The organism is Mesorhizobium sp. M1066, assembly GCF_040318635.1.
In the GTDB taxonomy this organism is placed as follows: Bacteria; Pseudomonadota; Alphaproteobacteria; order Rhizobiales; family Rhizobiaceae; genus Mesorhizobium.
This window is the reverse complement of the sequence record NZ_JAMYMR010000009.1, coordinates 31200-56759: the sequence shown is the minus strand read 5'-3', so window position 1 is coordinate 56759 and position 25560 is coordinate 31200. Positions and strand designations below refer to the sequence as shown.

Annotated in this window: 23 protein-coding genes and 1 riboswitch; of the genes, 14 read left to right on the top strand and 9 right to left on the bottom strand. The window is 62.9% G+C overall.

Translation table 11 applies throughout. The features are described from left to right. Positions 1-10: 10 nt before the first annotated feature. On the bottom strand, positions 11-463 hold the full coding sequence (locus tag NKH52_RS14935; RefSeq protein ID WP_127297436.1) for a hypothetical protein: 453 nt from the start codon (positions 461-463) through the stop codon (positions 11-13). A 241-nt stretch (positions 464-704) separates the two neighbouring features. Beyond that, positions 705-1541 (bottom strand): hypothetical protein, encoded by an 837-nt coding sequence (locus NKH52_RS14930; RefSeq protein WP_352554245.1) that lies wholly within the window; start codon positions 1539-1541, stop codon positions 705-707. 367 nt (positions 1542-1908) lie between these two features. Between NKH52_RS14930 and glmM the strand changes: the two genes are divergently transcribed. From glmM to serA, 5 genes are all read left to right on the top strand, one after another. After that, entirely contained in the window at positions 1909-3261 is a 1353-nt protein-coding gene (glmM, locus tag NKH52_RS14925; protein WP_023811863.1) for a phosphoglucosamine mutase, read from the top strand. A 241-nt stretch (positions 3262-3502) separates the two neighbouring features. Continuing rightward, entirely contained in the window at positions 3503-4339 is an 837-nt protein-coding gene (locus tag NKH52_RS14920; RefSeq protein WP_352731060.1) for an outer membrane protein, read from the top strand. Positions 4340-4547: 208 nt separating this feature from the next. Next, positions 4548-5405 (top strand): outer membrane protein, encoded by an 858-nt coding sequence (locus NKH52_RS14915; protein WP_352731064.1) that lies wholly within the window; start codon positions 4548-4550, stop codon positions 5403-5405. A 204-nt stretch (positions 5406-5609) separates the two neighbouring features. Next, entirely contained in the window at positions 5610-6785 is a 1176-nt protein-coding gene (locus NKH52_RS14910) for a phosphoserine transaminase (protein WP_352731066.1), read from the top strand. A gap of 67 nt (positions 6786-6852) precedes the next feature. Then, positions 6853-8454, top strand: a complete 1602-nt coding sequence (gene serA, locus NKH52_RS14905; protein WP_352731069.1) for a phosphoglycerate dehydrogenase — start codon at positions 6853-6855, stop codon at positions 8452-8454. Between the two features lie 50 nt (positions 8455-8504). On the opposite strand, the gene NKH52_RS14900 is transcribed toward serA, so the two are convergent. Together NKH52_RS14900 and NKH52_RS14895 are read right to left on the bottom strand one after the other, a co-directional pair. Then, positions 8505-8969 (bottom strand): DUF2231 domain-containing protein, encoded by a 465-nt coding sequence (locus NKH52_RS14900; RefSeq protein WP_352731141.1) that lies wholly within the window; start codon positions 8967-8969, stop codon positions 8505-8507. 152 nt (positions 8970-9121) lie between these two features. After that, complete coding sequence (locus tag NKH52_RS14895; protein WP_352731070.1) at positions 9122-10027, bottom strand: DMT family transporter; 906 nt, start codon at positions 10025-10027, stop codon at positions 9122-9124. A gap of 208 nt (positions 10028-10235) precedes the next feature. Between NKH52_RS14895 and NKH52_RS14890 the strand changes: the two genes are divergently transcribed. Together NKH52_RS14890 and NKH52_RS14885 are read left to right on the top strand one after the other, a co-directional pair. Next, positions 10236-11534 carry an adenylosuccinate synthase gene (locus NKH52_RS14890; RefSeq protein ID WP_127267133.1) on the top strand — a complete coding sequence of 433 codons (1299 nt, stop codon included), beginning with the start codon at positions 10236-10238 and terminating at the stop codon, positions 11532-11534. Between the two features lie 75 nt (positions 11535-11609). Then, a complete protein-coding gene (locus tag NKH52_RS14885) occupies positions 11610-13259 on the top strand; it encodes a hypothetical protein (protein ID WP_352731072.1) in 1650 nt (549 codons plus the stop codon). Between the two features lie 29 nt (positions 13260-13288). Here NKH52_RS14885 and NKH52_RS14880 read toward each other — a convergent pair whose 3' ends face one another. From NKH52_RS14880 to NKH52_RS14865, 4 genes are read right to left on the bottom strand one after another with little or no spacing between them, the layout of a single operon-like run. After that, on the bottom strand, positions 13289-13588 hold the full coding sequence (locus tag NKH52_RS14880; protein ID WP_127297430.1) for a CcdB family protein: 300 nt from the start codon (positions 13586-13588) through the stop codon (positions 13289-13291). Beyond that, positions 13588-13830: a type II toxin-antitoxin system CcdA family antitoxin gene (locus tag NKH52_RS14875; RefSeq protein WP_352731075.1), complete on the bottom strand. Its 243-nt coding sequence runs from the start codon at positions 13828-13830 to the stop codon at positions 13588-13590. Before NKH52_RS14875 ends, NKH52_RS14880 begins: the two co-directional genes overlap by 1 nt. Positions 13831-13888: 58 nt before the next feature. Beyond that, positions 13889-15709 (bottom strand): ABC-F family ATP-binding cassette domain-containing protein, encoded by a 1821-nt coding sequence (locus NKH52_RS14870; protein WP_023814295.1) that lies wholly within the window; start codon positions 15707-15709, stop codon positions 13889-13891. Position 15710: 1 nt separating this feature from the next. Further along, on the bottom strand, positions 15711-16355 hold the full coding sequence (locus NKH52_RS14865; RefSeq protein WP_352731077.1) for a thiamine diphosphokinase: 645 nt from the start codon (positions 16353-16355) through the stop codon (positions 15711-15713). Between the two features lie 87 nt (positions 16356-16442). Beyond that, positions 16443-16557, top strand: a riboswitch (TPP riboswitch). Positions 16558-16600: 43 nt separating this feature from the next. Here NKH52_RS14865 and thiB point away from each other — a divergent pair. From thiB to NKH52_RS14845, 4 genes are all read left to right on the top strand, one after another. Continuing rightward, on the top strand, positions 16601-17599 hold the full coding sequence (gene thiB, locus NKH52_RS14860) for a thiamine ABC transporter substrate binding subunit (protein ID WP_352731080.1): 999 nt from the start codon (positions 16601-16603) through the stop codon (positions 17597-17599). A 243-nt stretch (positions 17600-17842) separates the two neighbouring features. Then, positions 17843-19462 carry a thiamine/thiamine pyrophosphate ABC transporter permease gene (gene thiP, locus NKH52_RS14855; protein ID WP_352731082.1) on the top strand — a complete coding sequence of 540 codons (1620 nt, stop codon included), beginning with the start codon at positions 17843-17845 and terminating at the stop codon, positions 19460-19462. Further along, on the top strand, positions 19455-20246 hold the full coding sequence (thiQ, locus tag NKH52_RS14850) for a thiamine ABC transporter ATP-binding protein (RefSeq protein WP_128305515.1): 792 nt from the start codon (positions 19455-19457) through the stop codon (positions 20244-20246). Before thiP ends, thiQ begins: the two co-directional genes overlap by 8 nt. Positions 20247-20437: 191 nt before the next feature. Then, positions 20438-21907 carry a M48 family metalloprotease gene (locus NKH52_RS14845; protein WP_352731085.1) on the top strand — a complete coding sequence of 490 codons (1470 nt, stop codon included), beginning with the start codon at positions 20438-20440 and terminating at the stop codon, positions 21905-21907. Between the two features lie 24 nt (positions 21908-21931). Here NKH52_RS14845 and NKH52_RS14840 read toward each other — a convergent pair whose 3' ends face one another. Next, entirely contained in the window at positions 21932-22795 is an 864-nt protein-coding gene (locus tag NKH52_RS14840) for an RNA polymerase factor sigma-32 (RefSeq protein ID WP_023814301.1), read from the bottom strand. Positions 22796-23117: 322 nt separating this feature from the next. Here NKH52_RS14840 and NKH52_RS14835 point away from each other — a divergent pair, with 322 nt between their 5' ends. From NKH52_RS14835 to NKH52_RS14825, 3 genes are all read left to right on the top strand, one after another. After that, a complete protein-coding gene (locus NKH52_RS14835; protein ID WP_352731088.1) occupies positions 23118-23891 on the top strand; it encodes an amino acid ABC transporter substrate-binding protein in 774 nt (257 codons plus the stop codon). A gap of 139 nt (positions 23892-24030) precedes the next feature. Then, complete coding sequence (locus NKH52_RS14830; protein ID WP_031213968.1) at positions 24031-24711, top strand: amino acid ABC transporter permease; 681 nt, start codon at positions 24031-24033, stop codon at positions 24709-24711. After that, positions 24708-25478 (top strand): amino acid ABC transporter ATP-binding protein, encoded by a 771-nt coding sequence (locus tag NKH52_RS14825; protein ID WP_352731090.1) that lies wholly within the window; start codon positions 24708-24710, stop codon positions 25476-25478. Before NKH52_RS14830 ends, NKH52_RS14825 begins: the two co-directional genes overlap by 4 nt. The last annotated feature ends 82 nt before the right edge of the window (positions 25479-25560 follow it).

Here is a 25560-nt window from a genome sequence, read left to right as displayed (position 1 = left end):
GTCTTGTCGCTCAGCTCTTCAGCTTGGCATTGCACAGGCTGTAATAACCGCCGCCCTTCTGGATCCAGCGAAGGCCGTTCAACGTGCCCGCGTCCTTGTTGCCATGGTAGCCCTGGAGACAGGTCTTCATGCGCGCCTTCGCGGGCTTTTCGGTCTTGAACTCGGCGGCCAGCGTGGTCGGGAATGTCACGCCCGCGGGCGCTACAGTGGGGGCGACCGACGCGCTGGTTTCCGTTTTCGTCTGCGGCTCGGTTTTGACCGTATCCTCGCTGACACTGTCCGCTGCTGATGTCGCGCACTTCTCCTTGCGAAAAGCCGTCCAGTCCATGCCGTTCAGAGTGCCGCCCTCCTTGGCTGTTCGATAGGTCTCGCCGCATTCCTTCATCGTCAGTGCGCTTGCGGGGGCGACGCTCCAAGCGACAAACGCGGTCGCAGCCAATACCGCCAATTTCAAACTGTGCATAAGACCCTCCTGGTTGATAATAAGTTTGACGTCTTTTTGTATATGGTTTGTTCTTTATATGTTCAACAGAATCTTTATGGACTACCGATGAGGTTGGCGGTGGGCAGTGTAGGCGAATTGATGATGCCGGCAGCCCGGCGACATGCAGATGCGAGCAAGGCAGTGTACGTCTTCGCGCAACAAAAAAGGCCCGCGCATCTTGCGATGCGCGGGCCTTTGTTCGGAGACTATGGCTAAGCGATCAGCTCTTCAGCTTGGCGTTGCACAGGCTGTAGAAGCCGCCGCCCTTCTGGATCCACTTCAGGCCGCCAAGCGCATTGGCGTCCTTGAGGGCATAGTACTGGTCGAGGCAAGTGTGCATGCGGCCTTTTCCGGGGGTCTCGCTGGCATATTTCGCCGAGATCGCGGACGGGAAAGTGACGCCCTTGGGTGCGGCCGTGGTCGGCTTTGCCGGCTCCTTGGTGTAGCTCGCCTCGTCGGCGGCCGGCACCGTGTCGTCATCCGAGGCGCCGGTACCGCATTCGGCCTTGCGGAAGTCGTTCCACTTCATGCCTTTCAGCGTGTTGGCCGTCTTGGCAGCCTGATACTTGGTGCTGCATTCGGCCATGCTCAGGCCCTTGCCGTCGGCGGGAGCCGCGGCTGCCTTGGTGGCTGCCGGCTTGGCGGCGGCAGCGGCGGATGCACCGGCGGCGCATTCGGACTTGCGGAAGTCGTTCCACTTCATGCCGTTCAGCGTGCCGGCAGCTTTCGCCGCCTGGTATTTGGTGCTGCATTCCTTCGCCGTCAGGCCCTTGGCTGTGCTGTCGTCCGTCGCGGCGGCAGCCTTGGCAGCCTTGGCCGGCTTCGTTTCCGCGGCCTTCTTGGTGTCGGCTGGCTTGGCGTCGGTGGTTGCCGCGGCATCGGTGCCGCATTGAGCCTTGCGGAACTGATTCCAGGTCGCTCCGGCAAGTGTCCCCGCATCCTTGGCGGCGTTATACTTCGTGCTGCACTCGGCCATCGTCAGTGCGTTGGCTGGCGCGGCCAGGAACAAGGTCGCGACGGCGAGGCCGGTCAAAGTGGCAAGTCGGTGGATGAGCATAGCGTTTCTCCGTTGCAGCAGCCCATGATACGTCCCTGCAAATCAATAACGCTCAACGGCCGGTTGCGCCAGATGCTAAGTGGCGTATATATCGCCGAAAACCGGCTTCTCCCGATAAGGTGATGAAATCGTTGTCCGTTGCCTGGTTGAGAGCAAGATTTTCCTGATGCATCCGCGCTGAAAGGCTCGAATGACTTGTATATTGCAGCATGGCAGTCTGGGCATGTCAGGTTGCGGCCACGTGTGTGCAGTGCACAACAATGGTTTTCTAAGGATTGGTAACGTATAATCACACAATGTGATCATAGCGCCCTGGCCAATTGTGGCATGACGTGCCGGGGAAAAAACGTCGAGGAAGCTGACTGGCATGGCAGGGAATTATTTCGGCACGGACGGCATTCGCGGGCGCGCCAACAAGTTTCCGATGACCGCGGAAATCGCGATGCGGGTCGGCATGGCCGCCGGCCTTTCCTTCCAGCGCGGCAGCCATCGTCATCGTGTCGTGCTCGGCAAGGACACCAGGCTTTCCGGCTATATGATCGAGAATGCCATGGTCGCCGGTCTTTGTGCCGCCGGCATGGACGTGTTCCTGCTCGGCCCGATCCCGACTCCGGCTGTCGCCATGCTGGTGCGTTCGCTGCGCGCCGATATCGGCGTCATGATCTCGGCCTCGCACAACCCCTATTACGACAACGGCATCAAGCTGTTCGGACCCGACGGCTACAAGCTCTCCGACGAAATCGAGGAGCGCATCGAGAGCATGCTCGACAAGGATATCGAACTGGCGCTCGCCGATTCCGACGGGCTTGGCCGCGCCAAGCGCGTCGACGGCGTGCATGACCGCTACATCGAATTCGCCAAGCGCACCTTGCCGCGCTCGATGTCGCTCGCGGGCTTGAGGATCGTCGTCGATTGCGCCAATGGCGCGGCCTACAAGGTGGCGCCCGAGGCGCTTTGGGAACTGGGCGCCGAAGTCGTCGCCATCAATGTCGAGCCCAACGGCTTCAACATCAACAAGGAATGCGGCTCGACCCATCCGGCCGGCCTGCAAAAGAAGGTGCACGAAGTGCGCGCCGACATCGGCATCGCGCTCGACGGCGACGCCGATCGCGTCGTCATCGTCGATGAAAACGGCGCGATCGTCGATGGCGACCAGATCATGGCGCTGATCGCCGAATCCTGGCACCAGAGCGGGCGGCTTGCGGGCGGCGGCGTCGTTTCGACGGTAATGTCCAATCTCGGCCTCGAGCGCTTCCTCGGCGGCATGAAGCTGCAATTGCACCGCACCAAGGTTGGCGACCGTTATGTCGTCGAGCATATGCGCGCGCATGGCTTGAATGTCGGCGGCGAACAGTCGGGCCATATCGTGCTGTCGGATTTCTCGACCACCGGCGACGGCCTGGTTTCGGCGCTGCAGGTGCTGGCCTGCATCAAGCGGCAGGGGCGGCCGGTCAGCGAACTGTCGAAGAAATTCGAACCCGTGCCGCAACTCCTGAAGAACGTCCACATTTCCGGCGGCAAGCCGCTTGAGGAGGCGCCGGTCAAGGCCGCCATCGAAGACGCCCGTAACCGCCTCGGCAAGACCGGACGGCTGGTTATCCGGCCATCAGGGACAGAACCGCTGATCCGCGTGATGGCCGAAGGCGACGACCCGCAACTTGTCGAATCCGTGGTCAATGGCATCGTGGAAGTCATCTCGGAAACGCGCAGCGCCGCCTGACCCCAGCGCCCGGCACGCACACCTTCGCCAGTTCAGAGCCCGCCTTTCCGGCGGGCTTTTTCGTTGGCCGGGCGGTCGATTCCGACCTCCGGAAATCGCGCCCGGTTCCTCGAAGTTTCGAGATTCGTGGTTAAGCAACAGGGTTAAACGCCTTTTAACCTTTGCAATTCATTATCCACGACTGAAAGCCAATCGCATTTCGGGCGGGTTCGCCGTTCCGAGCTTCTCAGGGGTGACAAGCATGTTCAAGACAGCAAGAAAGGTCCTGCTCGCCTTATTGTTCGCAGGGCTGGCAGGACCGTTGTTCGCAGCCGACCTGGTGGAACCGATGGTCGAAGAGGCTCCGCCTCAGGCTGTCTACGAGCAGCCGGTCGAGGTCGGCGGCTGGTACATCCGCGGCGACATCGACTATCACAAGTCGACCGTGCGCGGCATCGACTATATGACCTACACCGTCGATCCCTGTAACTGTACGGTTACGCCCGGCACCAGAAGTTTCGATTTCGGCAAGCTCAAGGGCGGTTTCTCGCTCGGTGCCGGCGTTGGTTACAAGATCAACGACCACTTCCGGACCGACCTGACCGCCGACTACTGGTTCAAGTCGAACTTCAACGGCGGCACCTCGGATATCAACGGAACATCGACCGAAGTGTCGAAGATGAGCGCCCTGTTGCTGCTTGCCAACGCCTATGTCGATCTCGGCACCTACCATGGCATCACGCCTTACGTTGGCGCCGGCATCGGCGGCGCCCGCGTCAAGTGGGATGATGTCTACGACCCGAACACCACCGAGTTCAATCCCGGCAGATCAAGCTGGCGTTTCGCCTACGGTCTGATGGCCGGCGCTTCGTACTGCCTGACCGACAAGATCATTCTCGATGCCGGCTACCGCTTCTCCCATATTCAGGGCGGCCGCATGTTCGACTGGAACATCACCAGCTCCGGTCCCGGCTTCGACCGTGGCATCAACACACACGAAGTGCGCGGTGGCCTGCGTTACCAGTTCGGTGGCAACAATGGTTGCGCCGCTCCGGTCGTTGCCTACCAGCCCGAACCCGAGCCGATCTACACCAAGTAACACCAGCATTACTTGAAATTTCGCGAACCGCCCGGCATCGACCGGGCGGTTTTCGTTTGAGCTGCCCGGAATGAAAATTCTGCCGGAATGAATTCGCTAACGTTCTGTTAGCCTTAACCGGCACTTAACCACTATGGTTAACAATGCTCCTTGAAACGATGGCTGCCGTTGCGATTGCTGGCGGCGCCAAATTCGGGAGTTGGGGACCATGACACTCACATCGCGTATGGCGCTGGCGCTTGGCGCATTAGCCCTCTTGCCGCTGACGCCCGTGCACGCGGCCGACTACGATCCGCCGATCTATGTCGACCAGGCGCCCGACTATGTGCCGGTTGAGGTCGGTTCCGGCTGGTATCTGCGCGGCGACCTCGGCTATGCCTTCAACAAGCCCTATGAGTTTTCGGAAACTCCGGCTGGTTTGGTAACGGACACCAGCCCGCTGTCTGGGTCGATAGGTATGGGCTATCATTTCAACGATTATTTCCGCGGTGAATTAAACTTCGGTCTGCTGCCGACAAGCAAATTCGCCAGCAAATTCGACAGTACTTGCGATGGAACGCAGACGGTGAGTGTCACCAGCGGCGGTAGTACAAGCGTATTCGCCGGCCCAAGCACCCGCGGGTGCGAAGGCTCCAACGACGGCAACAACAAGGCCTACGATGTAATGGCCAGCGCGTTTGTCGATCTGGGCACTTATGTCGGCTTCACGCCCTATGTCGGAGGCGGTGTCGGCATAGCGTACAGCACCTACAAGTACGCTGAAGGCGCTCGCAACTGTCAGAATTCATCGACAACATCAGGCACAACCACGACCATCTTTGAATGCGACGATCCAAACGGCTATGACGGGACGACGCAGTCGGAGAAGCAGTTCAGCTTCGCCTACACGCTCGGCGCTGGCTTTGCTTATCAGGTCAGCAAGAATGTTGCAGTCGATGTCGGCTATCAATACACGGCTCTGCCTTCCGCGAAATACGTGACAGCAGACGATGTCGGCAATCCTGTATTCAAAAACGGCATCGATTATCATCAGGTCAAGGTCGGGCTGCGCTACGATCTCTGGTAGCAGGTTTGGGCTGACCGAAAACACAGACGGCGGATCTTCGGGGTCCGCCGTTTGCGTTTGAAGTCACGACATCCTGATCAAAGATCGCCGGTATCCCGCCAGCGACAAAAACTTTCCTCTTGACGCCCGAAGCCTGAACGCATATCGCCGTCCGTGGGCCACCCCTCCCCAACGAGGGGCCACTATCTGGAAGGATAGACCACGATGACGACGCATACGAAGCCCGGACTCCGTCCGGCAAACCCCAATTTTTCCTCAGGTCCCTGCGCAAAACGCCCCGGCTGGTCGGTCGAGGCGCTAAGTAATGCTGCGCTCGGCCGTTCCCACCGCGCCAAGATCGGCAAGGCCAAGCTCGAACAAGCGATCGAGCTGACGCGGGAAATTCTCCAGGTTCCGGCGGACTACCGCATCGGCATCGTGCCGGCGTCGGACACCGGCGCCGTCGAGATGGCGCTGTGGTCGCTGCTCGGCGAGCGCGGCGTCGACATGGTCGCCTGGGAGAGCTTTGGCTCCGGCTGGGTCACCGACGTGATCAAGCAGTTGAAGCTCGCCGATGTGCGCAAGATCGAAGCCGGCTACGGCGAACTGCCTGATCTTACCAGGATCGATTTCGACCGCGATGTGGTCTTCACCTGGAACGGCACCACGTCGGGCGTGCGCGTGCGGAACGGCGATTTCATTCCCGCGGACCGCAAGGGCCTGACCGTCTGCGATGCGACTTCCGCCGCATTCGCGCAGAGGCTCGACTTCGAAAAGCTCGATGTCGTCACGTTCTCCTGGCAGAAGGTGCTGGGCGGCGAGGGCGCTCACGGCATGCTGATCCTGTCGCCTCGCGCCGTCGAGCGGCTGGAGACCTACAAGCCTTCATGGCCGCTGCCGAAAATCTTCCGCCTGACCTCGGGCGGCAAGCTGATCGAAGGCATCTTCAAGGGCGAGACCATCAACACCCCCTCGATGCTGTGCGTCGAGGATTACCTCGATGCGCTCAACTGGGCGAAGTCGACCGGCGGCCTCGACGCGCTGATCGCCAGGGCGGATGCCAATGCGGCGGTCCTCGATCGCTTTGTCGGCAAATCCTCCTGGCTCGGCCATCTCGCCGTCCAGCCGGCGACACGGTCGAACACGTCCGTCTGCCTGTCCTTCACCGACCCGGACGTGTCCGCGCTCGACGCCGACGGGCAGGCGGCTTTCGCCAAGGGGCTGGTGTCGGTGCTCGACAAGGAAGGCGTCGCCTACGATATCGGCGCCTATCGCGACGCACCGCCCGGCCTGCGCATCTGGTGCGGCGCGACGGTCGAGACGTCGGATCTGGAAGCGCTGCTGCCCTGGCTCGACTGGGCCTTCGCCGCGCAGAAGGCGTCGCTCAAAGCGGCGGCCTGAGATCATTCGCGGCGGCCTTCGGGCCGCCCATTCCCATCAGGATCAAATCCATTTCAAGGAGGCCGCCATGGCGCCCCGCGTTCTCGTCTCAGACAAACTCTCCCCCACCGCCGTGCAGATATTCAAGGATCGTGGCATCGAGGTCGACTATCTGCCCGATCTCGGCAAGGACAAGGAAAAGCTCGCCGAAGTGATCGGCCAGTATGATGGCCTCGCCATCCGCTCGGCGACCAAGGTCACCGAAAAGCTGATCAACGCCGCTACCAATCTCAAAGTCATCGGCCGCGCCGGCATCGGCGTCGACAATGTCGATATCCCGGCGGCAAGCCGCAAGGGCATTATCGTGATGAACACGCCGTTCGGCAATTCGATCACGACAGCCGAACATGCGGTGGCGATGATCTTTGCGCTTGCCCGCCAGATACCGGAAGCCAACGCTTCGACCCATGCCGGCAAATGGGAAAAGAACCGATTCATGGGCGTCGAGATCACCGGCAAGACGCTGGGCGTCATCGGCTGCGGCAACATCGGTTCGATCGTCGCGACGCGCGGCGTTGGCCTCAAGATGCACGTCATCGCCTTTGATCCGTTCCTGTCGGACAGCCGTGCCGAGGAGCTTGGCGTCGACAAGGTCGAGCTCGACGAACTGTTCGCCCGCGCCGATTTCATCACCCTGCACACGCCGCTGACCGACAAGACGCGCAACATCATCGATGCCGCGGCGATCGCCAAGATGAAGAAGGGCGTGCGCATCATCAATTGCGCACGCGGCGGTCTGATCGTCGAGGCCGACCTGATCGCGGCGCTGAAGAGCGGCAAGGTGGCCGGCGCCGGCGTCGACGTCTTCGAGGTCGAACCCGCCGAGAACAACGAACTGTTCGGCATGGAGAATGTGGTGGCGACGCCACATCTCGGCGCCTCGACGACGGAGGCTCAGGAGAATGTCGCGCTGCAGGTTGCCGAGCAGATGGCCGACTATCTGATCAAGGGCGCCGTCTCCAACGCCATCAACATGCCGTCGATCACCGCCGAGGAGGCGCCGCGGCTGAAGCCCTTCGTCAAGCTCGCCGAGGTGCTCGGCGCCTTCGTCGGCCAGGTCACCGAGGATCCGATCAAGGAGGTCGAGATCCTGTTCGACGGCTCGACCGCGACGATGAACACGCGCGCGCTGATCAGCGCCGCACTCGCCGGGCTGATCCGGCCTCAGGTCTCGGACGTCAACATGGTGTCGGCGCCGATCATGGTGAAGGAGCGCGGCATCATTGTCGCCGAGGTCAAGCGCGACAAGTCGGGCGTCTTCGACGGCTATATCAAGCTGACCGTGAAGACCGAGCACATGACGCGCTCGATCGCCGGCACATGCTTCTCGGATGGCAAGCCACGCTTCATCCAGATCAAGGGCATCAATCTCGATGCCGAGGTCGGCCAGCACATGCTCTACACCACCAATGCCGACGCGCCGGGCATTATCGGGCTGCTCGGCACTGTCTGCGGCGAGAATGGCGTCAACATCGCCAACTTCCAGCTCGGCCGCAACCGGCCGGGCGGCGATGCCATAGCGCTGCTCTATCTCGACGCGCCGTTCCCGGAAGCCGTGCTGGAAAAGGTCAAGGCGCATAAGTCCATCGACTCGGCCAAGCGGCTGCAGTTCGACGTCAACGCGATGTGATCGAGGACAGGCGGTCGCCCTCGTTGATGCCGGCCGCCGCGGCGGCCGGTTCAGGTCAACTCGTCCGAGCCATCGGAGACAGCCACGCGATGTCGGTAGACCAGTTCCCAGCCCTTCCAGCCCGTAAACAGCAGGATGAGAACCACGATCAGCGATAGGACGAAGCCGGTTGGCATCACGGCCGCCGCTCCGCCCGCATACCGCGAGTACCAGTTGTAAAGCTCGATCAACACGACGAGTACATTGCCGCCGGCATGGAGCCATGCCGTCGTGAGATTGCGGATCTGAACATCGCCGAGAACATCCGTCAGGCCAGCAAGCGCAGCCAGGGCTGCCATGATCAGGCCTGCGCCGAGAAGCCAGAGCGATCCGGTGACCCATCCGGGATCGGCTGTTCGCCAGAAGATAAGATCGCAAACGAAGGTGCCGACGAAAAAAGCAATCGGAAACGGAATCAGCATAGGATGGATAGGGTGACCAGCGATGCTTGCCGTGCTGCGAGGGTTGTGGCTCATCATGTCGCCTCCCTGCCGTTCAAACTCCGCTGGAGGTGAAATGTTCCAAGTTGGGACGCGGCAGGGTTTATGCCGCCGTTCCGCGGCCATTGGCAAAGTCCAGGCCGTTCGCGTGAATTGCCGCGACGGCGGAGGGCGTCAGCCGCCACATGTCATCCGCGTTGGTCCGCCAACGCCATCTTGCGCCCGCTGTATTCGGCAAGCCCGATGCCGCCCAGCACGAGCACCAAAGCCAATGCCTGATAGAGGTGGAACGTCTCGCCGACGATCAGCACCGACAGCAGCGTGCCGAAGATCGGCACCAGATTGATGAACAGGCCGGCGCGGTTGGCGCCGATCAGTTCGTTGCCTCTGATGTAGAAGATCTGCGAAACGACGGAGGCGCCGATCGCCGTATAGACGATGACGGTCCAGCCGCGCGCGTCGGGCATGATGACGTTCCCGGCGACGACCTCCCACAGGAAGAACGGCAACGAGGTGACGAGTGCGGCAACCGACAGGGCCAGCATCAGGCTTTGCCAATGCATCACCGGTTTCAACCGCAGTCCGACCGAATAGCCGCTGTAGAGAAACACGGCGACCAGCATGATGGCGTCGCCGAAATTGAGTTCCAGCGTCAACAGCCGGCGCGGGTCGCCATGGCAGGCGGTGAGGATCACGCCGGCGATGGTCAGCACGACGCCGACAATCTGAGCCCAGTTCACGCGCAGGCGGAAGAAGACGAAATTGGCAGTCATGATCAGGATCGGCATCGCCGCCTGTTCGATCGAGACATTGATCGCTGTCGTGTAGTTGAGCGCCGTGTAGAAGATGGTGTTGAACAGGGTGAAGCCGCTGGCGCCGAGGGCGACCAGCACGAACCAGTGCTTGCGGACGACCGGCCAGTCCTTCTGGATGGTCTTCCAGCCGATGGGCAGCATGATCGCCACGGCCAGAACCCAGCGCAGGAAGACCAGCGTCATCGGCGAGACGTGATCGACCGCCAGCTTGCCGGCCACCGAATTTCCGCCCCAGAGCAAGGTGGTGAGCAGCAGGAATATGTAGGCGCTTCGATGCATCGCGGGATTCCAGTCGCCGGAGCTGCGGTGTTTGCCGGCCTATTGCCCTCGCTCGCCCAAGTAAATGATGTCAAAGCCGAAAATTGTTGTGCCTCAGGGCATTTTCGACGGCAAAGAAAGGTCGCGCTCGCGAGGTCTTGACGTTATAGAGGCCTGTCGTTTCGAACCATATTCAAGCCGCTTGGCGGCGTCTCAAGGGAAAAGAAACATGGCCAATGTGGTGGTCGTCGGCTCGCAGTGGGGTGACGAAGGCAAGGGCAAGATCGTCGACTGGCTGTCGGAGCGGGCCGATGTCGTGGTGCGTTTCCAGGGCGGCCACAATGCCGGCCATACGCTGGTCGTCGACGGCAAGGTCTACAAGCTGTCGTTGCTTCCGTCGGGCGTCGTGCGCCAGGGCAAGCTGTCTATCATCGGCAATGGCGTCGTGTTCGACCCGCACGCTTTCGTCGCCGAGGTGGCGAAGCTCAAGGCGCAAGGTGTCGAAGTGGCACCGGATCGCCTGAAAATAGCCGAAAACACAGCGCTTATCCTGTCCCTGCATCGGGAGCTGGACGGATTCCGTGAGGACGCCGCATCCAATTCCGGGACGAAGATTGGCACGACCCGTCGTGGCATCGGCCCCGCCTACGAGGACAAGGTGGGCCGGCGCGCGGTCAGGGTGATGGACTTGGCGGATTTGGAAACACTGCCCGTGAAGGTTGACAGGCTGCTGACGCACCACAATGCGCTGCGTCGGGGGCTTGGCCATGCGGAAGTCACGCATGACGCGATCATGCAGGAACTGACCTCGGTCGCCGACGACATCCTGCCCTATATGGACCGGGTCTGGAAAATCCTCGACGACAAGCGCCGGGCCGGCGAACGTATCCTGTTCGAGGGCGCGCAGGGCACGCTGCTTGACATAGACCACGGCACCTATCCATTCGTGACCTCGTCGAACACGGTTGCCGGACAGGCTGCCGCCGGCTCCGGCGTCGGCCCAGGCGCTATCGGCTATGTGCTCGGCATCACCAAAGCCTATACGACACGCGTCGGCGAGGGTCCGTTCCCGACCGAGCAGAAGAACGAGGTCGGCGAATTCCTCGGCACGCGCGGCCATGAATTCGGCGTCGTCACCGGCCGCAAGCGCCGCTGCGGCTGGTTCGACGCGGTGCTGGTACGCCAGGCCGTCGCTGTCAACGGCATCAAGGGCATCGCGCTGACCAAGCTCGACGTGCTCGACGGGCTGGACGAGATCAAGGTCTGCACAGGTTATCGTCTCGACGGCGAGATGATCGATTATCTGCCGGCCAGCCAGGGCGCGCAGGCACGTGTCGAGCCGGTCTACGAGACGCTCGAGGGCTGGAAAGGCACCACTGCCGGCGCGCGCAGCTGGAACGATCTGCCGGCCCAGGCCGTCAAATACGTCCGCTACATCGAAGAGCTGATCGGCGCCCCGGTCGCACTCCTTTCCACCAGCCCCGAACGGGACGACACGATACTTGTGACCGATCCGTTTCAAGACTAGTTTCTGAAGCCTTTCCGGGCATCGCGGCCGATTTGCGGGGGCCGGCGCGGAAACAAAATACAGGTCGACTGAAGCATGGCAGATTACGTTGCTATTCTGAAAAAGGCGCTCGGCAAGCATGGTGACGAGACGCCGGAAAAGCGTACGCGCATCTATGCCAGCGTTCGCACCATGCTGGCGAAGAAGCTTGAGGAATATTCGCCGCCGCCGGCCGCCGAAGCCATAGCCACACAGATGCGTTCGCTGGAAGACGCGATCGCGAGTGTCGAGCGGGACTATGTCAAGAGCCTGCCGGAGACCGATCCGCTGGCGGAGCTGGAACACATCTTTTCGTCGATCGATCGCAACAAGAATCAGCCGAGCCATACACGGCAGCCGGCCAAGGCCGAATCAGCCTGGCCGGCACCGCCCGCTGCAAAGCCTGAATCTTATCAGCCCGCGCCACCACCTGCCGCCAAGGTCGAGCCGAGCTGGCAAAGGGCGACGCCGGCGCCTTCCCAGCTGGTTCGCGCCGACACGCCTCTTCCAGGTATGGATGCCGACGAGGAGGAGGACGAGGCCGATGTCTTTTCCAGCGACGAAGAGCCGGTGTCGGACACCTTTCAGCGCCTGCGTCCCGCCGAGCGCAAGCGCAGCTATGGTGGGCTGATCGCGGCCCTCGTCGCTCTTCTGGTCGTAGCCGGCGGCGGCTACGGAATCTGGCTGAACAAGGATGCCTTCGGCAAAATGCTTGGGCTTGGCGGCAATCAGGTCGCCAAGACCGAGCCGGTGAAACCAGCGCCTGCCAAGCCGGCAACCGATGCCGCGGCAACGCCTCCGGCGCCCGCGGCTGGCGGCACGGAAGCCGAAAGCACGAAATTCACGCAGCGGCTGACGCCGCAGGGCAGTGAAGTCGACCCGGGTCCGGCCGGTGGCCAAAGCGGCATCGGCGAAGGCGAATCGGTCGCCGCGCTGACCACGCCGCCCTCGGCGACGAACGCACCGGCGATTTCCGCTCCGGCCGCAGGCACACCTGCCGCGGCAGCGCCCCCCGCTACAGGTGCCGCCCCCGCAACACCGCCTGCCAACGGAGCTGCCCCGGCAGCGCCAGCCGATGCTGCCGGCACGCCGACCGCACCGGCCGGCGCCGCGCCGCCCGCCACGGCAGCTGCGCCTGCGGAAGCCGCTCTGCCTGTCGGCCAGAAGGCGATCTTCTATGAGGAGCGCACCAGCACCGCCCAGGGTTCCGCCGAGCCCGGCAACATCGTCTGGTCGCTGGTGCAGGAATCGCCCGGTGGCGACCTGCCGCCGGAGCCGGCGATCCGCGCCGAGGCCACCATTCCCGGCAAGGACATCCAGTTGCGCATGACCATTCGCCGCAACACCGACCAGACATTGCCGGCCAGCCATATCATCGAGATGATCTTCCTGACGCCCGACGGTTTCGAGGGCGGCGGTGTCGACAACATCCTGCGCGTCGCCATGAAGGGTTCGGAGCAGGATGCCGGCAGCCCGTTGATCGGCATTCCGGCCAAGATCGCCGACGGCTTCTTCCTCGTCGCGCTAAACGATACCAAGGCCGACGAAGACGCCAACATGACCCTGCTTCGCGGCCAGGACTGGATCGACGTACCGGTCGTCTACAAGACCGGACGGCGGGCACTGCTGACCATGGAAAAGGGCATTCCCGGCGAGAAGGTGTTCGACGAGGCAATCAAGGCCTGGCAGGCGAAGACGGCGGGCTGAGAAGGAAGCCGGCCCGACGCCTCGTTGACTCAGAAGCCCTGGAACAACATATCGAGCGCGGCGACGATGTCGTCGTGGTGCCGGGAGAGATTTCCCTCGGCATCCGGCAATTCAGAGGCCATCAAGGCTGACATGAACTGCGTGACCATTACATGATCTTTGCCATCGATAGCGAAGGTTGGATTTAGTCGGCGGCCCGGAACCGGGGCTATGTTGGGCGGCATCAACGGAATGACGACTCTTGTGCTCAGTCCTTCAAGAAGGTCGGACTGAACATCGAGAAAATAGCCGCCGCCTTCAGCATTCCGATAAAGATCGTAACGTGCCATCAAAACAGCCGGTATTTGGCCAATGGCAGTCCGTTGCGCCTGACATATTCATTGGAGCTTTCAATGGCTTCTTTGTTTTCCTCTTGCCATCGACGCGTCTTTTCCGCCGTAATCGCTTTCGCGATCCCCGCCTCGGCGGCGCGGGAAATGTTGATGCCCAACGCTTTGGCGTCATTGACCAATTGAGAATCAATGGACGTGTTGACGGATTGCCGTTGAGGTTTTGGTGTCGATTGAAGCATGGAAATCGCTCTCTTTTATGCGCATACTATAGGCGCATAAAAGTTCACACACAATCCCTTACCCTTCCATCTCCTCGCGCAGCATCTCCAGTTCCAGCCACTCTTCCTCCAGCGCCGCCAGCGTGGCGCGCTCCTTGTCGAGGGCGGCGATGGTTTTCTGGAAGGAGGCCGGGTCGCGCTCGTAATAGGCCGGATCGGCGATGTTGTTCTCCAGCCTTGAGATCGAAGCCGTCACAGCCTCGATTTTCTTGGGCAGCGATTCCAGCGCGAATTTCTGTTTGAACGACAGTTTCTTCGCCGGCCCCTTTGGCGCGGCCGCTTCACTTCTGGTCGTCACTGGCGCCTCGCCGTTTTCGGCCTTCGCGCGCGCCTTGCGGTCGTCCAGCCTGGTGCCGCCGCGCTGCGCCAGCATGTCGGAGTAGCCGCCGGCATATTCGATCCAGCGGCCTTCACCATCCGGCGCGATCAGGCTGGTCACGGTGCGGTCGAGGAAATCGCGGTCGTGGCTGACCAGGATGACGGTGCCGGCAAAGCCGGCGACCAGTTCCTGCAGCAGTTCCAGCGTCTCCATATCGAGATCGTTGGTCGGCTCGTCGAGCACCAGAAGGTTTGCCGGCCGCGCCAGCACCCGCGCCAGCAAGAGCCGTGCCCGTTCTCCGCCGGACAACTCGCGCACCGGGGTGCGTGCCTGCTCCGGCTTGAACAGGAAATCCTTCATGTAGGAGACGACGTGGCGCTGCTCGCCATTGATGACGAGGTTCTCGCCGCGCCCGTCGGTGAGATATTGCGCCAGCGTCTCCTGCGGGTCGACCGCCTCGCGCTTCTGGTCGAGCGTGGCGATCTCCAGATTGGTGCCGAGCCGCACCGAACCGGCGTCGGGCTTCATCTCGCCGGTCAGCATCTTCAAGAGCGTCGTCTTGCCGGCGCCGTTCGGCCCGACCAGGCCAACCCGATCGCCGCGCTGGATGCGGGTCGAAAACCCCTTGACCACGGTGAGATCGCCAAAGCTCTTTTCGATGTTTTTCGCCTCGATCACCAGCTTGCCGGACTCGGCGGCGTCGCTCGCCACCATGGTCGCCGACCCTTCGGCACCGCGATGGCCGCGAAAACGCTGGCGCATGGTCTGCAACTCGCCGAGCCGGCGCATGTTTCGCTTGCGCCGCGCCGTCACGCCGTAGCGCAGCCAATGCTCTTCGCGAACGATCTGGCGGCCGAGTTTATGCTGCTCGCGCTCTTCTTCCTCCAGGACCAGGTCGCGCCATTCCTCGAAATGGCCAAAGCCCTTGTCCAGCCTGCGGGTCTGGCCGCGATCGAGCCAGATGGTGGCGCGCGACACGCGTTCGAGGAAGCGGCGGTCGTGCGAGATGACGATCAGTGCCGAGGAGGTGCGGATGAGTTCCTCTTCCAGCCATTCGATGACCGAGAGGTCGAGATGGTTGGTCGGCTCATCGAGCAGCAGGATATCGGGCTCGGGCGCCATGACGCGGGCAAGGGCGGCGCGCCTCGCCTCGCCGCCCGACAGGTCGTTCGGACGTTCCTCACCCGACAGTCCGAGATGCTCCATCAGATAGCTGGCGCGGTAGGGATCGTCGGCAGGGCCAAGCCCGGCCTCGACATAGGCGCGGACAGTCGCAAAGCCCTCCATGTCGGGCATCTGCGGCAAATAGCGGATAGTTGCCGAAGGCTGGCGGAACACCTCGCCGTCCTGCGGCTCGATCAGGCCAGCGGCGATCTTCAGCAGGGTCGACTTGCCCGACCCGTTGCGGCCGACCAGTGCAATCTTGTCGCCGGCCGAAGCCGTCAAGGCGGCGCCGTCGAGCAGCGGCGTGCCGCCGAAGGTCAGTTTTATCCCGTCGAGGTTGAGAAGAGGCGGGGCCATGTCAGCTTTCAGGTAAGGGATAGGGATGAGCGAGCAGCATCGCGCGGCCATGGTCCAGTGCGATTTCGAGGCGGCCCTTGACCTCGTTGGAGATGGTCAGCGACGAACCGAACGCCACCTTGACGTGGTTCAGCGGCCATTTGGCGCCGGTGACGGTCAGGCCGGCGAGCTCGGAAAAGCCGAGCACCGAAAACAGCGTGCCATCGGCATAGTCGAAGCCGGCCGTTCCGCGCAGCAGCGGGATGCCTTCCTGAGCGCCGCTGGTCAGGAGCACATCAGTCCCGGCCTCGGCCAGCCGCAGGGCAAGCGCTAGATGCAGAAAAGCGTGGTCGGCGCGCCTGCCGCCAAAGGCGCCGGCGAGCACCAGGCGAGTCGCGCCGCGCTCGAGTGCGGCGGCGATGGCCAGTTCGCCATCGGTCTTGTCCTTCTCCGCAGGGAAGGTCCGGCGCGGCACGGCAGCGAGATCGTCAGGCAGGTTGGCCGGCACCGAATCGAAATCGCCCACCCACAGTTCCGGCACGAGATCCAGCAGCCGCGCATGGCCGATGCCGGCGTCGGCGGCGATGACGCGGGAGCCTTCGACCTGACGGTCGAGCCGTGGCGTGCGGATGAGATCGCCGCCAAGCAGGATGGTGAATGTGCTCATATCGTGTGGCCCTTACCAGCCCGGCACGGGAAACGGAAGGCGGCAAACTCCCACTTGCATGGGGGATCGGCCCGGCCTATGTGTCGAAACGCTCTAACGGGGTGCCGGACGCGATCTTCGCGGACCGGCTGAGAGGCAGTCTCGCCAACCCGCTGAACCTGATCCGGTTTGTACCGGCGGAGGGATTAGACGTTTCGGACAGTCCGACGCCTCAATTCCTTTTAATTCGAACGAAGGAGGCGCCGATGCGCACGCTTTTATACGCTCTTGTCTCAGCCGTGACCGTGGTCCTGTCCGGGCCGGCCTTGGCCAAGGACAAGCTCACCGTCTACACCTATGAAAGCTTCACCGCCGACTGGGGTCCGGGTCCCGTGGTGAAGAAGGAATTCGAGGCCGAATGCGGCTGCGATGTCGAGTTCGTCTCGGTTGCCGATGGCGTCGCGCTGCTCAACCGCGTCAGACTGGAGGGCGCATCGACCAAGGCCGATATCGTGCTCGGTCTCGACACCAATCTGACCGCCGATGCCAAGGCCACAGGCCTGTTCGCGCCGCATAGCGCGGTGGCGGATGTCACTGTGCCGGGTGGCTGGAGCGACGACACTTTCGTGCCGTTCGACTACGGTTATTTCGCTGTCGTCTACGACACCGAGAAGCTGAAGAGCCCGCCGAAGAGCCTGAAAGAACTGGTCGAAGGCAGCGCCGACGACAAGATCGTCATCCAGGATCCGCGCACCTCGACGCCGGGCCTCGGCCTGCTTTTGTGGGTCAAGTCGGTCTATGGCGACAAGGCGCCGGAGGCCTGGGCCAAGCTCAAGGCGAAGGTGTTGACCGTGACGCCGGGCTGGAGCGAGGCCTACGGCCTGTTCACCAAGGGCGAGGCGCCGATGGTGCTGTCCTACACGACCTCGCCAGCCTACCATATGGTCGCCGAGAACACCGAGCGTTACCAGGCGGCCTCGTTCGAAGAGGGCGAGTATCTGCAGATCGAGGTGGCAGGCATCACCACGACGGGGGCCAAGAATCCGCTGGCGGCGAAGTTCATGGCCTTCATGACTGGACCGAAGTTCCAGGATGCCATCCCCGAAACCAACTGGATGTTCCCGGCCGGCAAGACCGACAAACCGCTCAACCCGGCTTTCGACAAACTGGTCAAGCCGACCAAGACCTTGCTGTTCAGCCCGCAAGAGGTCGCCGCCAACCGCAAGGCCTGGGTCGATGAGTGGCTGGCGGTGATGAGCAAGTAGGCTTGCGAGTTCTTTTGATGTTCGCGCCACTCCACCCCCCTCTGGCCTGCCGGCCATCTCCCCCTCAAGGGGGGAGATTGGCAGCGTCGTTGCTGGTTATAGTCCGGCAACGTTGGAGACTAGCAGAAGCATGGGTGGCGGCCGATCTCCCCCTTGGAGGGGGAGATGTCCGGCAGGACAGAGGGGGCCGCCAAGGAACGCAATCCTTTGTAATTGCCGCGATGGAAAGAATGGTGGTCCAGCGTGCAACGCGCGTCTGACCCCCGCATCACCGCTGGCACCCTCGCGCTCGCTGCAATCGCGCTACTGATCGGCGGCGCTTTTGCCGGTCTGCTTTTCGAAGGCGCCCATGATTTCTCGGGCGCCTGGTCGACCTTCGATCCCTATCTCCTGCGCGTCGTGCGCTTCACGCTCTGGCAAGCAGCGCTGTCGACGCTGCTTTCGGTCGTACCGGCACTGTTCGTGGCGCGCGCGCTGTCGCGGCATCCACGCTTCTTTGGCCGCGCCTTCATCCTGCAGCTCTTCGCCGTCCCGCTGGCGCTGCCGGCCATCGTTGCGGCACTCGGCATACTGGCGCTTTATGGCCGCGCCGGCTATTTCGCCGGCGTGTTTGCCATGATCGGCGGGGGAAGCTGGCCGGGCATCTATGGCCTGTCCGGCATCCTCGTCGCCCATGTCTTCTTCAACCTGCCGCTGGCGACGCGGCTGTTCCTCGAGGCGCTGCAGACCATACCGGCCGACCAATGGCGGTTGGCGAGCCAGCTCGGCATGGCGGCGCGGCCGGCGTTCCGGCTGATCGAATGGCCAACGCTGCGCGCCGCACTACCCGGCGTCGCCGGGCTGGTGTTCATGCTCTGCATCACATCCTTCACCATCGTGCTGACGCTCGGCGGCGGGCCGGCCGCGACGACGCTTGAGGTCGGCATCTACCAGGCGCTGCGCTTCGATTTCGATCCCGCGCGGGCCGTTACACTGACGCTGTTGCAGATCGCCTTGACCTTTATCGTTGTGCTGACCCTGACGCGCCTGGGCGCCAATGTGGTCGGCGACACCAATTTGCCGGTCGCGCAACGCCGCTATCTCTCGGTCAATCGGAGCGAGACCTGGTTGAACGCGCTAGTCATCATCCTGGCGCTGCTGTTCGTCGTAGGGCCGATGGCGGCAACCGTGGTGGCCGGGTTGGGTGCGGACCTCGGCCGTTTGGCCAGCGAGGCCACTGTCCGGCAGGCAACGCTGACCAGCGCGGCGCTCGCCTTCCTGTCGGCGCTGCTTTCGGTGATGCTGTCGCTGGCGCTGACCATGGCGCGGCGGGCACTGGCGCTGAACCGCCGTGCCGGCGCAAAGACACTGCTCGAACGCGCCACCGATACAGGCGCCGGTTTTGTCCTTGTCGTGCCGCCGATCGTCGTTGGCGCCGGCTGGTTCCTCTTGCTGCGCCATGCCGGCGATGTCTTCGCCATCGCCCCGGTCATGGTCGTCACCGTCAATGCGGTGATGGCGATGCCGTTCGCCCTGCGCGCCGTGCGTCCCGCCTATGATGCGGCGAGCGAGCGTCACGAACGGCTCTGCGCACTGCTCGGCATTGCGGGCTGGAACCGGCTGATGCTGGTCGACTGGCCATCGCTGCGGCGACCGCTCGCCACGGCCTTTGCTTTCGCCATGGCGCTGTCGCTCGGCGATCTCGGTGTCATTGCCCTGTTCGGCAGTGATTCCGTGCAGACATTGCCCTACCTTCTTCTGGCACGGATGGGCAGCTACCGCACCGAGGATGCCGCCGGCCTGGCACTGCTGCTCGGCTTCGTCTGTCTCGCGTTGATCGTGGCGGCGCACTGGCTGGGAAGGGAGAAGGTCCGCGATGCGTGAGAGGGCGGCCAACAGGCTCGAAAAGGGCGCGCCGGTGCGGCTGGACAATGTGTCGTTCAGTTATGGCAGCTATGGCGATGCGCCACTTGTCTTCGACGTCGAGTTCGCCACGGCGAAGATCACCGCCATCATGGGTCCGAGCGGTTCGGGCAAGTCGACACTGCTCAATCTGGTCGCCGGCTTCGAGACCCCACAATCGGGCCGCGTGCTGATCGGCGGGGCCGATGTCAGCACCGAGCCGGCCTCGGCGCGGCCGGTGTCGATGGTGTTCCAGGAGAACAATCTCTTCGCGCATCTTTCCGTCGAGCAGAATGTCGGGCTCGGCCGCTCGCCCTCCCTGGGACTGACCGAGGCGGACCGCGCCGCGGTCGCCGAGGCGCTTGCGCGCACCGGTCTCGCGGGCAAGGAGAAACGCCTGCCGCGCGAGCTCTCCGGGGGCGAACGCCAGCGCGTCGCACTGGCCCGCGTGCTGGTGCGCGACCGACCGGTGTTGCTGCTCGACGAGCCCTTCGCTTCGCTCGGACCCGCTTTGCGCGACGAGATGCTGGATCTGGTTGCTGCCGTTCATGCCGAACGCGCCATGACGGTGCTATTTGTCACCCACCAGCCCGAGGATGCACGCCGCATCGGCGAGCACATGGTGTTTGTCGACAATGGGTTGGTGGCCGCAACCGGCAAGGCTGATGATTTCTTTACCGGGGCTGGTCCGGAGGCGTTCCGGCGCTATATCGGCGCGGGTGCTGGATATTCCACATCACGCGATGTTGCCCGGAAGCGGACATAATTTACGGTCAAACCGGCTCCAGGCGATGTGGCGTTTGCTTGCCATGACCGGGGGAGTGTGGCTAGGTCCGCCCTACCGCAGCAGTTTGAGATATGGCGCGTGAACATTCCGAAGATCGCCCCCGATTTTCATTGTCATGTGCCGGAACCCGAAAGGAAGCCGTTCTGGAGATCGGCACTAACACATTGGGAATGAAACCGCTGGCGCGCTTTCTCGCGCTGGCTGGCTTTGCCGTGGCGCTGGCAAGCTGCCAGATGTTCACGCCGCCGGAAGTTCAGGAATCCGGCTTCCAGCCTTCCGACAGGCCGATCACGGTGGACAATGTCGGCGCCAACAACAAGCTCGCCGAATTGGCCAAGGCGCAGCACCCGCGCATCCTGGCGACTTATGGCGGTGAATATTCCGACCCCAAGCTCGAGCGCATGGTCGCCAAGGTGGTCGGTAGTTTGACGGTGGTGTCCGCCAACCCGACACAGACCTATCGCATCACCATTTTAAATTCGCCCAACGTCAACGCATTCGCGCTGCCGGGCGGCTATCTCTACATCACCCGCGGCCTCCTGGCGCTGGCCAATGATTCGGCCGAGCTTGCCGCCGTCATCGCGCATGAGATGGGCCACGTCACCGCCAATCACGGCCTGCAGCGCCAGCAACTGGAGGCCGAGGAAGGCTTGGCGACCAAGGTGGTTTCGGACGTGCTCGGCGACAGCCCGACCGCCAAGGCGGCGTTGATCCGCGGCAAGCTGAGGCTGGCGCAATTTTCGCGCAACCAGGAGCTGGAAGCCGACGCCATCGGCATCAAATCGATCGGCGAGGCCGGCTACGATCCTTTCGCCGCAGGCCGCTTCCTTCAATCGATGTCGGCCTATACCGATTTCCGCTCGATCAGCGGCGCCACCGATGCCAGCCTGGACTTCCTGGCCACGCACCCCAACACGCCGCAGCGCATCGATCTGGCGCAGCGCCATGCCCGCCAGTTCGGCGCGCCGGGCGTCGGCACGCGAGACCGCGATTCCTTCCTCGCCGGCATAGACGGCCTGCTCTATGGCGACACACCCGAGGAAGGCTATGTGCGCGGCGAAACCTTCCTGCACCCGGGCCTTGGCGTGTCGTTCACGGTGCCGGACGGCTTCATCATCGACAATTCGGCGGCAGCGGTGACGGCCACCGGCCCTGGCGACATAGCAATCCGTTTCGATGGCGTCTCGATCGACAAGAACCGGGCGCTGACGGACTATATCCGCAGCGGCTGGGTGGCTGGTCTCGTCGACAGCAGCGTCAAGCAGGAAACCATCAACGGCAATGAGGCGGCGACCGCGCATGCCGGCGCCGAAGGCTGGCAGTTCGACATTGCGGTGATCCGCGCCGGCGGCCAGGTCTACCGGCTGCTGACCGCGGCCCCTTCCGCCAGCACGTCGCTGGACACGATCGCCCGCTCGGTCAGCGGCTCGTTCCGGATTTTGAGCGCTGCCGAAAAGGCGGCGCTGAAGCCGCTGCACATCCGCGTCGTCACCGTCCAGCCTGGGCAGACGATGGGTTCGCTTTCGGCGCAGATGGTCGGCGTCGACCGCAAGCTCGACCTGTTCCGCGTCCTCAATGCGCTGTCGCCCGGTGCCGCGGTTTCGGCCGGCGACAAGGTCAAGATCGTCACCGACAAGTAGGCGCCGCTGGACGCCTGCCGCCGTTCAGGCGGCAGTCGCCATGAACTCCGGATTCTGCTTTACCAATGCGACCTTGAGCTTTTCCATGGCGCGGGCCTCGATCTGGCGGACGCGTTCCTTGGAGATGCCGAGCGTTTCGCCGAGCGCTTCGAGTGTGGCGCCCTCGTCGTTCAGCCGCCGTTCCTCGATGATCCTCAGCTCCCGTGCGTTGAGCGCGCGAAGCGCCTCCCTCAGCCAGAGCGAGCGGCGCGCGACATCGATCTTGTCGCCGACGATCTCGTCGGGCAGCGGATCGTCCGAAATCAGGAAATCCATGCGCTCGGTCGAACCCGCATCGTCGGCAATAGGCATGTTGAGCGAGGAGTCGGGCGCCGAGAGCCGCGAATCCATCATCGCTACATCGGCTTCGGAGACGCCAAGCGCCTCCGACACCTCGCGATAGAGCGTGGCGTTGGAGAGCGGCTCCGTGCCATTCGCCAACCGCGCGCGCAGGCGTCGCAGATTGAAGAACAGCGCCTTCTGGGCCGAGCTGGTGCCACCACGCACGATAGACCAGTTGCGCAGGATATAGTCCTGCATCGAGGCGCGAATCCACCATGTCGCATAGGTCGAGAACCGCACCTCGCGCTCCGGCTCGAAGCGGGCGGCGGCCTCGAGCAATCCGACATGACCCTCCTGGACCAGATCGCCGAGCGGCAGGCCGTAATGGCGGAATTTGGAGGCCATGGAAATGACCAGCCGCATATGGGCGACGGTGATGCTGTGCAGCGCGTTCTGGTCGTTGTCCTCTTTCCAGAGCAATGCAAGCCGATGCTCTTCGTCACGCTCGAGGTAGGGAGCCTTCATTGCCGCGCGGACCATGATCCGTCCTGCCGTGTCTTCCATCATGAGGCGCTCCCTGGGTGGTGCGGATTACTTTGCAAACTTGGCTGGCGCCCGGGTTGAAATGGCGGCGTCGTGCCCTAGAACAGCCAGAACTGCCATGCGCGGGAAAGGTTCCGCGACCGTGGCGGCGGGATTGTGTTGCCTGAAGGATTCCCAGGACGGTTCGTGATGGCTGCGATGACGAGCAGAAAGTGCCATTTAGAGTATCTGGTTTCATAAACCGGTTGGTTTTGAAATTCTGTTCCTTATTTTTTCGACTTGCATCTGTCAGTTTCCAGCGCTCACAATATGCCGGTCAGCCGGCCAAGGACGGGATCACAGAAAAATGAAATGGCTCAAATCGCTCATCATCGCCGGAACGCTGCAGGCCGTAGCTGTCACTGCAGGCCATGCCGGCGCCAATCTCGACCAGATCAAGCAGGCTGGGGTCATCAAGGTCGGCACGGAAGGCACTTATGCGCCATTCACCTATCATGACACCTCGGGCGCACTGGTCGGCTTCGACGTCGAAATCGCCAAGGCGGTCGCCGACAAGCTCGGCGTCAAGGCCGAATTCCTCGAAGGCAAGTGGGATGGACTGATCGCCGGCCTCGACGCCAATCGCTACGATGCCGTCATCAATCAGGTCGGCATCACCGACGCCCGCAAGGCAAAGTACGACTTCTCCGATCCCTACATCGCCTCCAAGGCGGTGCTGATCGTGCGCGGCGACAACACCGACATCAAGAGCTTCGCCGATCTCAAGGGCAAGAAGTCGGCGCAGTCGCTGACCTCGAATTTCGGCAAGCTGGCCGAAACGAACGGCGCCGAACTGGTCGGCACCGACGGCTTCGACCAGTCGATCCAACTGCTTCTGACCGGCCGTGCCGACGCCACCATCAATGACAGCCTGTCGTTCCTCGACTTCAAGAAGCACAAGCCCGACGCCAATGTGAAGATCGCCGCGCAAGAGGAAAACGCCGACTATTCCGGCGTCATCGTGCGCAAAGGCGATCCGGAGCTGGTCGCGGCGATCAACAAGGCGCTGGCCGATATCAAGGCCGACGGCACCTACAAGAAGATCTCCGACACCTATTTCGGCCAGGACGTTTCGAACTAATCTATGAGGCGGGCCGGTCCGCGGCCCATGAGACACATCGAGCGGCGAGCCGTCTTTGACGGCCCGCCGCTTTTGTCGTGATATGGCCGACGCATTCTCGCTTTGACCAAGCTGCTTCGACCAATCTGGAGGGTCTTACGTGCCGCACTGGCTGCAACTGATGCTGGAGTCGCTGCCTTCGCTCCTGTGGGCGGCGCTGATCTTCACCGTGCCGCTGACGCTGTTGTCCTTTGCTCTCGGCTTGACGGTCGGCCTGGGTGCTGCACTCGCCCGGCTGTTCGGCCCCAAGCCGCTGGTCGCGCTGGTGCGCTTCTATGTCTGGATCTTCCGCGGTACGCCGCTCCTGGTGCAGCTGTTCCTCATCTTCTACGGCCTGCCGTCGGTCGGGATCCTGCTCGACGCCTTCACGGCGGCGCTGATCGGCTTTACCTTGAACATCGGCGCCTACACGTCGGAAATCATTCGCGCCGCCATAGGCTCGGTGCCGAAAGGCCAGTGGGAAGCCGCCTATTCGATCGGCATGACCTGGGGCCAGGCGATGCGGCGCACCATTCTGCCGCAAGCCGGCCGGGTCGCGGTGCCGCCGCTCTCCAACACCTTCATCTCGCTGGTCAAGGACACGTCGCTGGCCGCCGCCATCACCGTGCCGGAGATGTTCCAGGCGGCGCAGCGCATCGTCGCCACCACCTATGAGCCGCTGATCCTCTATGTCGAGGCGGCGATCCTTTATCTGGCGCTGAGTTCGGTGCTGTCGGCCTTGCAGACGCGGCTGGAGATCCGACTCAACCGCTATGGCGGCTTCCTGGAGGCACGCTCATGATCGGCCTCAGCAACATCGAAAAGCGCTTCGGCGACAATCTCGTGTTGAAGGGCGTGACGGTCACCATTGCCGAAGGCAGCGTCACGGCGCTGGTCGGACCTTCGGGCGGGGGGAAGAGCACCCTGCTGCGCTGCATCAACCTCCTGGAGGTTCCGACTTCGGGCACGGTTCGGATCGGCGACGAGACGCTCGAATTCCACCCCGGCGGCAGGGTTCCGGCCAGGGATATCCAGCGCCTGCGGCTGCAGACCGGCATGGTGTTTCAGAATTTTCAACTGTTTCCGCATCGCACCGCGATCGAGAATGTGATGGAAGGGCTGGTGACGGTGCTGAGATGGTCGCCTGAGAGGGCACGCGAGCGGGCGCTGGCTTTGCTGGAGAAGGTGGGGATGGTGCACAAGGCCGACGCTTGGCCAGCGACCTTGTCGGGTGGCCAGCAGCAGCGCGTGGCGATCGCCCGCGCGTTGGCACCGTCACCGAAAGTGCTGCTCTGCGACGAGCCGACTTCGGCGCTCGACCCGGAACTGGCGCAAGAGGTGGTCGACGTGCTTGGCAAGCTCGCCAGCGAAGGCACGACCATGGTGATGGCGACGCATGATCTGCGCCTCGCCTCCAAGATCGCCCGGGAAGTGGTGTTCCTCGATGCCGGCGGCGTCGTCGAGAAAGGGCCGGCCGCGGTGCTGTTCAACAATCCGGAGCAGCAACGGACGAAGCGGTTTATTGCAACGCTGAAGCAGGAGGCTGAGAAGGAAGGCGGCGGCGCGTAAGCGCGCGGCCCAGAGTGTGTTGAATTCGGGTGATGGCCCCTGAAGGGCGCCGGTTTCCGGGATATGTTGCCGGATGCGCGAG

What these genes read in the sequence shown, in the direction of transcription:
- NKH52_RS14935 (WP_127297436.1), bottom strand. Translation starts at nt 463, where the DNA reads ATGCACAGTTTGAAATTGGCGGTATTGGCTGCGACCGCGTTTGTCGCT.
- NKH52_RS14930 (WP_352554245.1), bottom strand. Translation starts at nt 1,541, where the DNA reads ATGCTCATCCACCGACTTGCCACTTTGACCGGCCTCGCCGTCGCGACC.
- glmM (WP_023811863.1), top strand. Translation starts at nt 1,909, where the DNA reads ATGGCAGGGAATTATTTCGGCACGGACGGCATTCGCGGGCGCGCCAAC.
- NKH52_RS14920 (WP_352731060.1), top strand. Translation starts at nt 3,503, where the DNA reads ATGTTCAAGACAGCAAGAAAGGTCCTGCTCGCCTTATTGTTCGCAGGG.
- NKH52_RS14915 (WP_352731064.1), top strand. Translation starts at nt 4,548, where the DNA reads ATGACACTCACATCGCGTATGGCGCTGGCGCTTGGCGCATTAGCCCTC.
- NKH52_RS14910 (WP_352731066.1), top strand. Translation starts at nt 5,610, where the DNA reads ATGACGACGCATACGAAGCCCGGACTCCGTCCGGCAAACCCCAATTTT.
- serA (WP_352731069.1), top strand. Translation starts at nt 6,853, where the DNA reads ATGGCGCCCCGCGTTCTCGTCTCAGACAAACTCTCCCCCACCGCCGTG.
- NKH52_RS14900 (WP_352731141.1), bottom strand. Translation starts at nt 8,969, where the DNA reads ATGAGCCACAACCCTCGCAGCACGGCAAGCATCGCTGGTCACCCTATC.
- NKH52_RS14895 (WP_352731070.1), bottom strand. Translation starts at nt 10,027, where the DNA reads ATGCATCGAAGCGCCTACATATTCCTGCTGCTCACCACCTTGCTCTGG.
- NKH52_RS14890 (WP_127267133.1), top strand. Translation starts at nt 10,236, where the DNA reads ATGGCCAATGTGGTGGTCGTCGGCTCGCAGTGGGGTGACGAAGGCAAG.
- NKH52_RS14885 (WP_352731072.1), top strand. Translation starts at nt 11,610, where the DNA reads ATGGCAGATTACGTTGCTATTCTGAAAAAGGCGCTCGGCAAGCATGGT.
- NKH52_RS14880 (WP_127297430.1), bottom strand. Translation starts at nt 13,588, where the DNA reads ATGGCACGTTACGATCTTTATCGGAATGCTGAAGGCGGCGGCTATTTT.
- NKH52_RS14875 (WP_352731075.1), bottom strand. Translation starts at nt 13,830, where the DNA reads ATGCTTCAATCGACACCAAAACCTCAACGGCAATCCGTCAACACGTCC.
- NKH52_RS14870 (WP_023814295.1), bottom strand. Translation starts at nt 15,709, where the DNA reads ATGGCCCCGCCTCTTCTCAACCTCGACGGGATAAAACTGACCTTCGGC.
- NKH52_RS14865 (WP_352731077.1), bottom strand. Translation starts at nt 16,355, where the DNA reads ATGAGCACATTCACCATCCTGCTTGGCGGCGATCTCATCCGCACGCCA.
- thiB (WP_352731080.1), top strand. Translation starts at nt 16,601, where the DNA reads ATGCGCACGCTTTTATACGCTCTTGTCTCAGCCGTGACCGTGGTCCTG.
- thiQ (WP_128305515.1), top strand. Translation starts at nt 19,455, where the DNA reads ATGCGTGAGAGGGCGGCCAACAGGCTCGAAAAGGGCGCGCCGGTGCGG.
- NKH52_RS14845 (WP_352731085.1), top strand. Translation starts at nt 20,438, where the DNA reads ATGAAACCGCTGGCGCGCTTTCTCGCGCTGGCTGGCTTTGCCGTGGCG.
- NKH52_RS14840 (WP_023814301.1), bottom strand. Translation starts at nt 22,795, where the DNA reads ATGATGGAAGACACGGCAGGACGGATCATGGTCCGCGCGGCAATGAAG.
- NKH52_RS14835 (WP_352731088.1), top strand. Translation starts at nt 23,118, where the DNA reads ATGAAATGGCTCAAATCGCTCATCATCGCCGGAACGCTGCAGGCCGTA.
- NKH52_RS14825 (WP_352731090.1), top strand. Translation starts at nt 24,708, where the DNA reads ATGATCGGCCTCAGCAACATCGAAAAGCGCTTCGGCGACAATCTCGTG.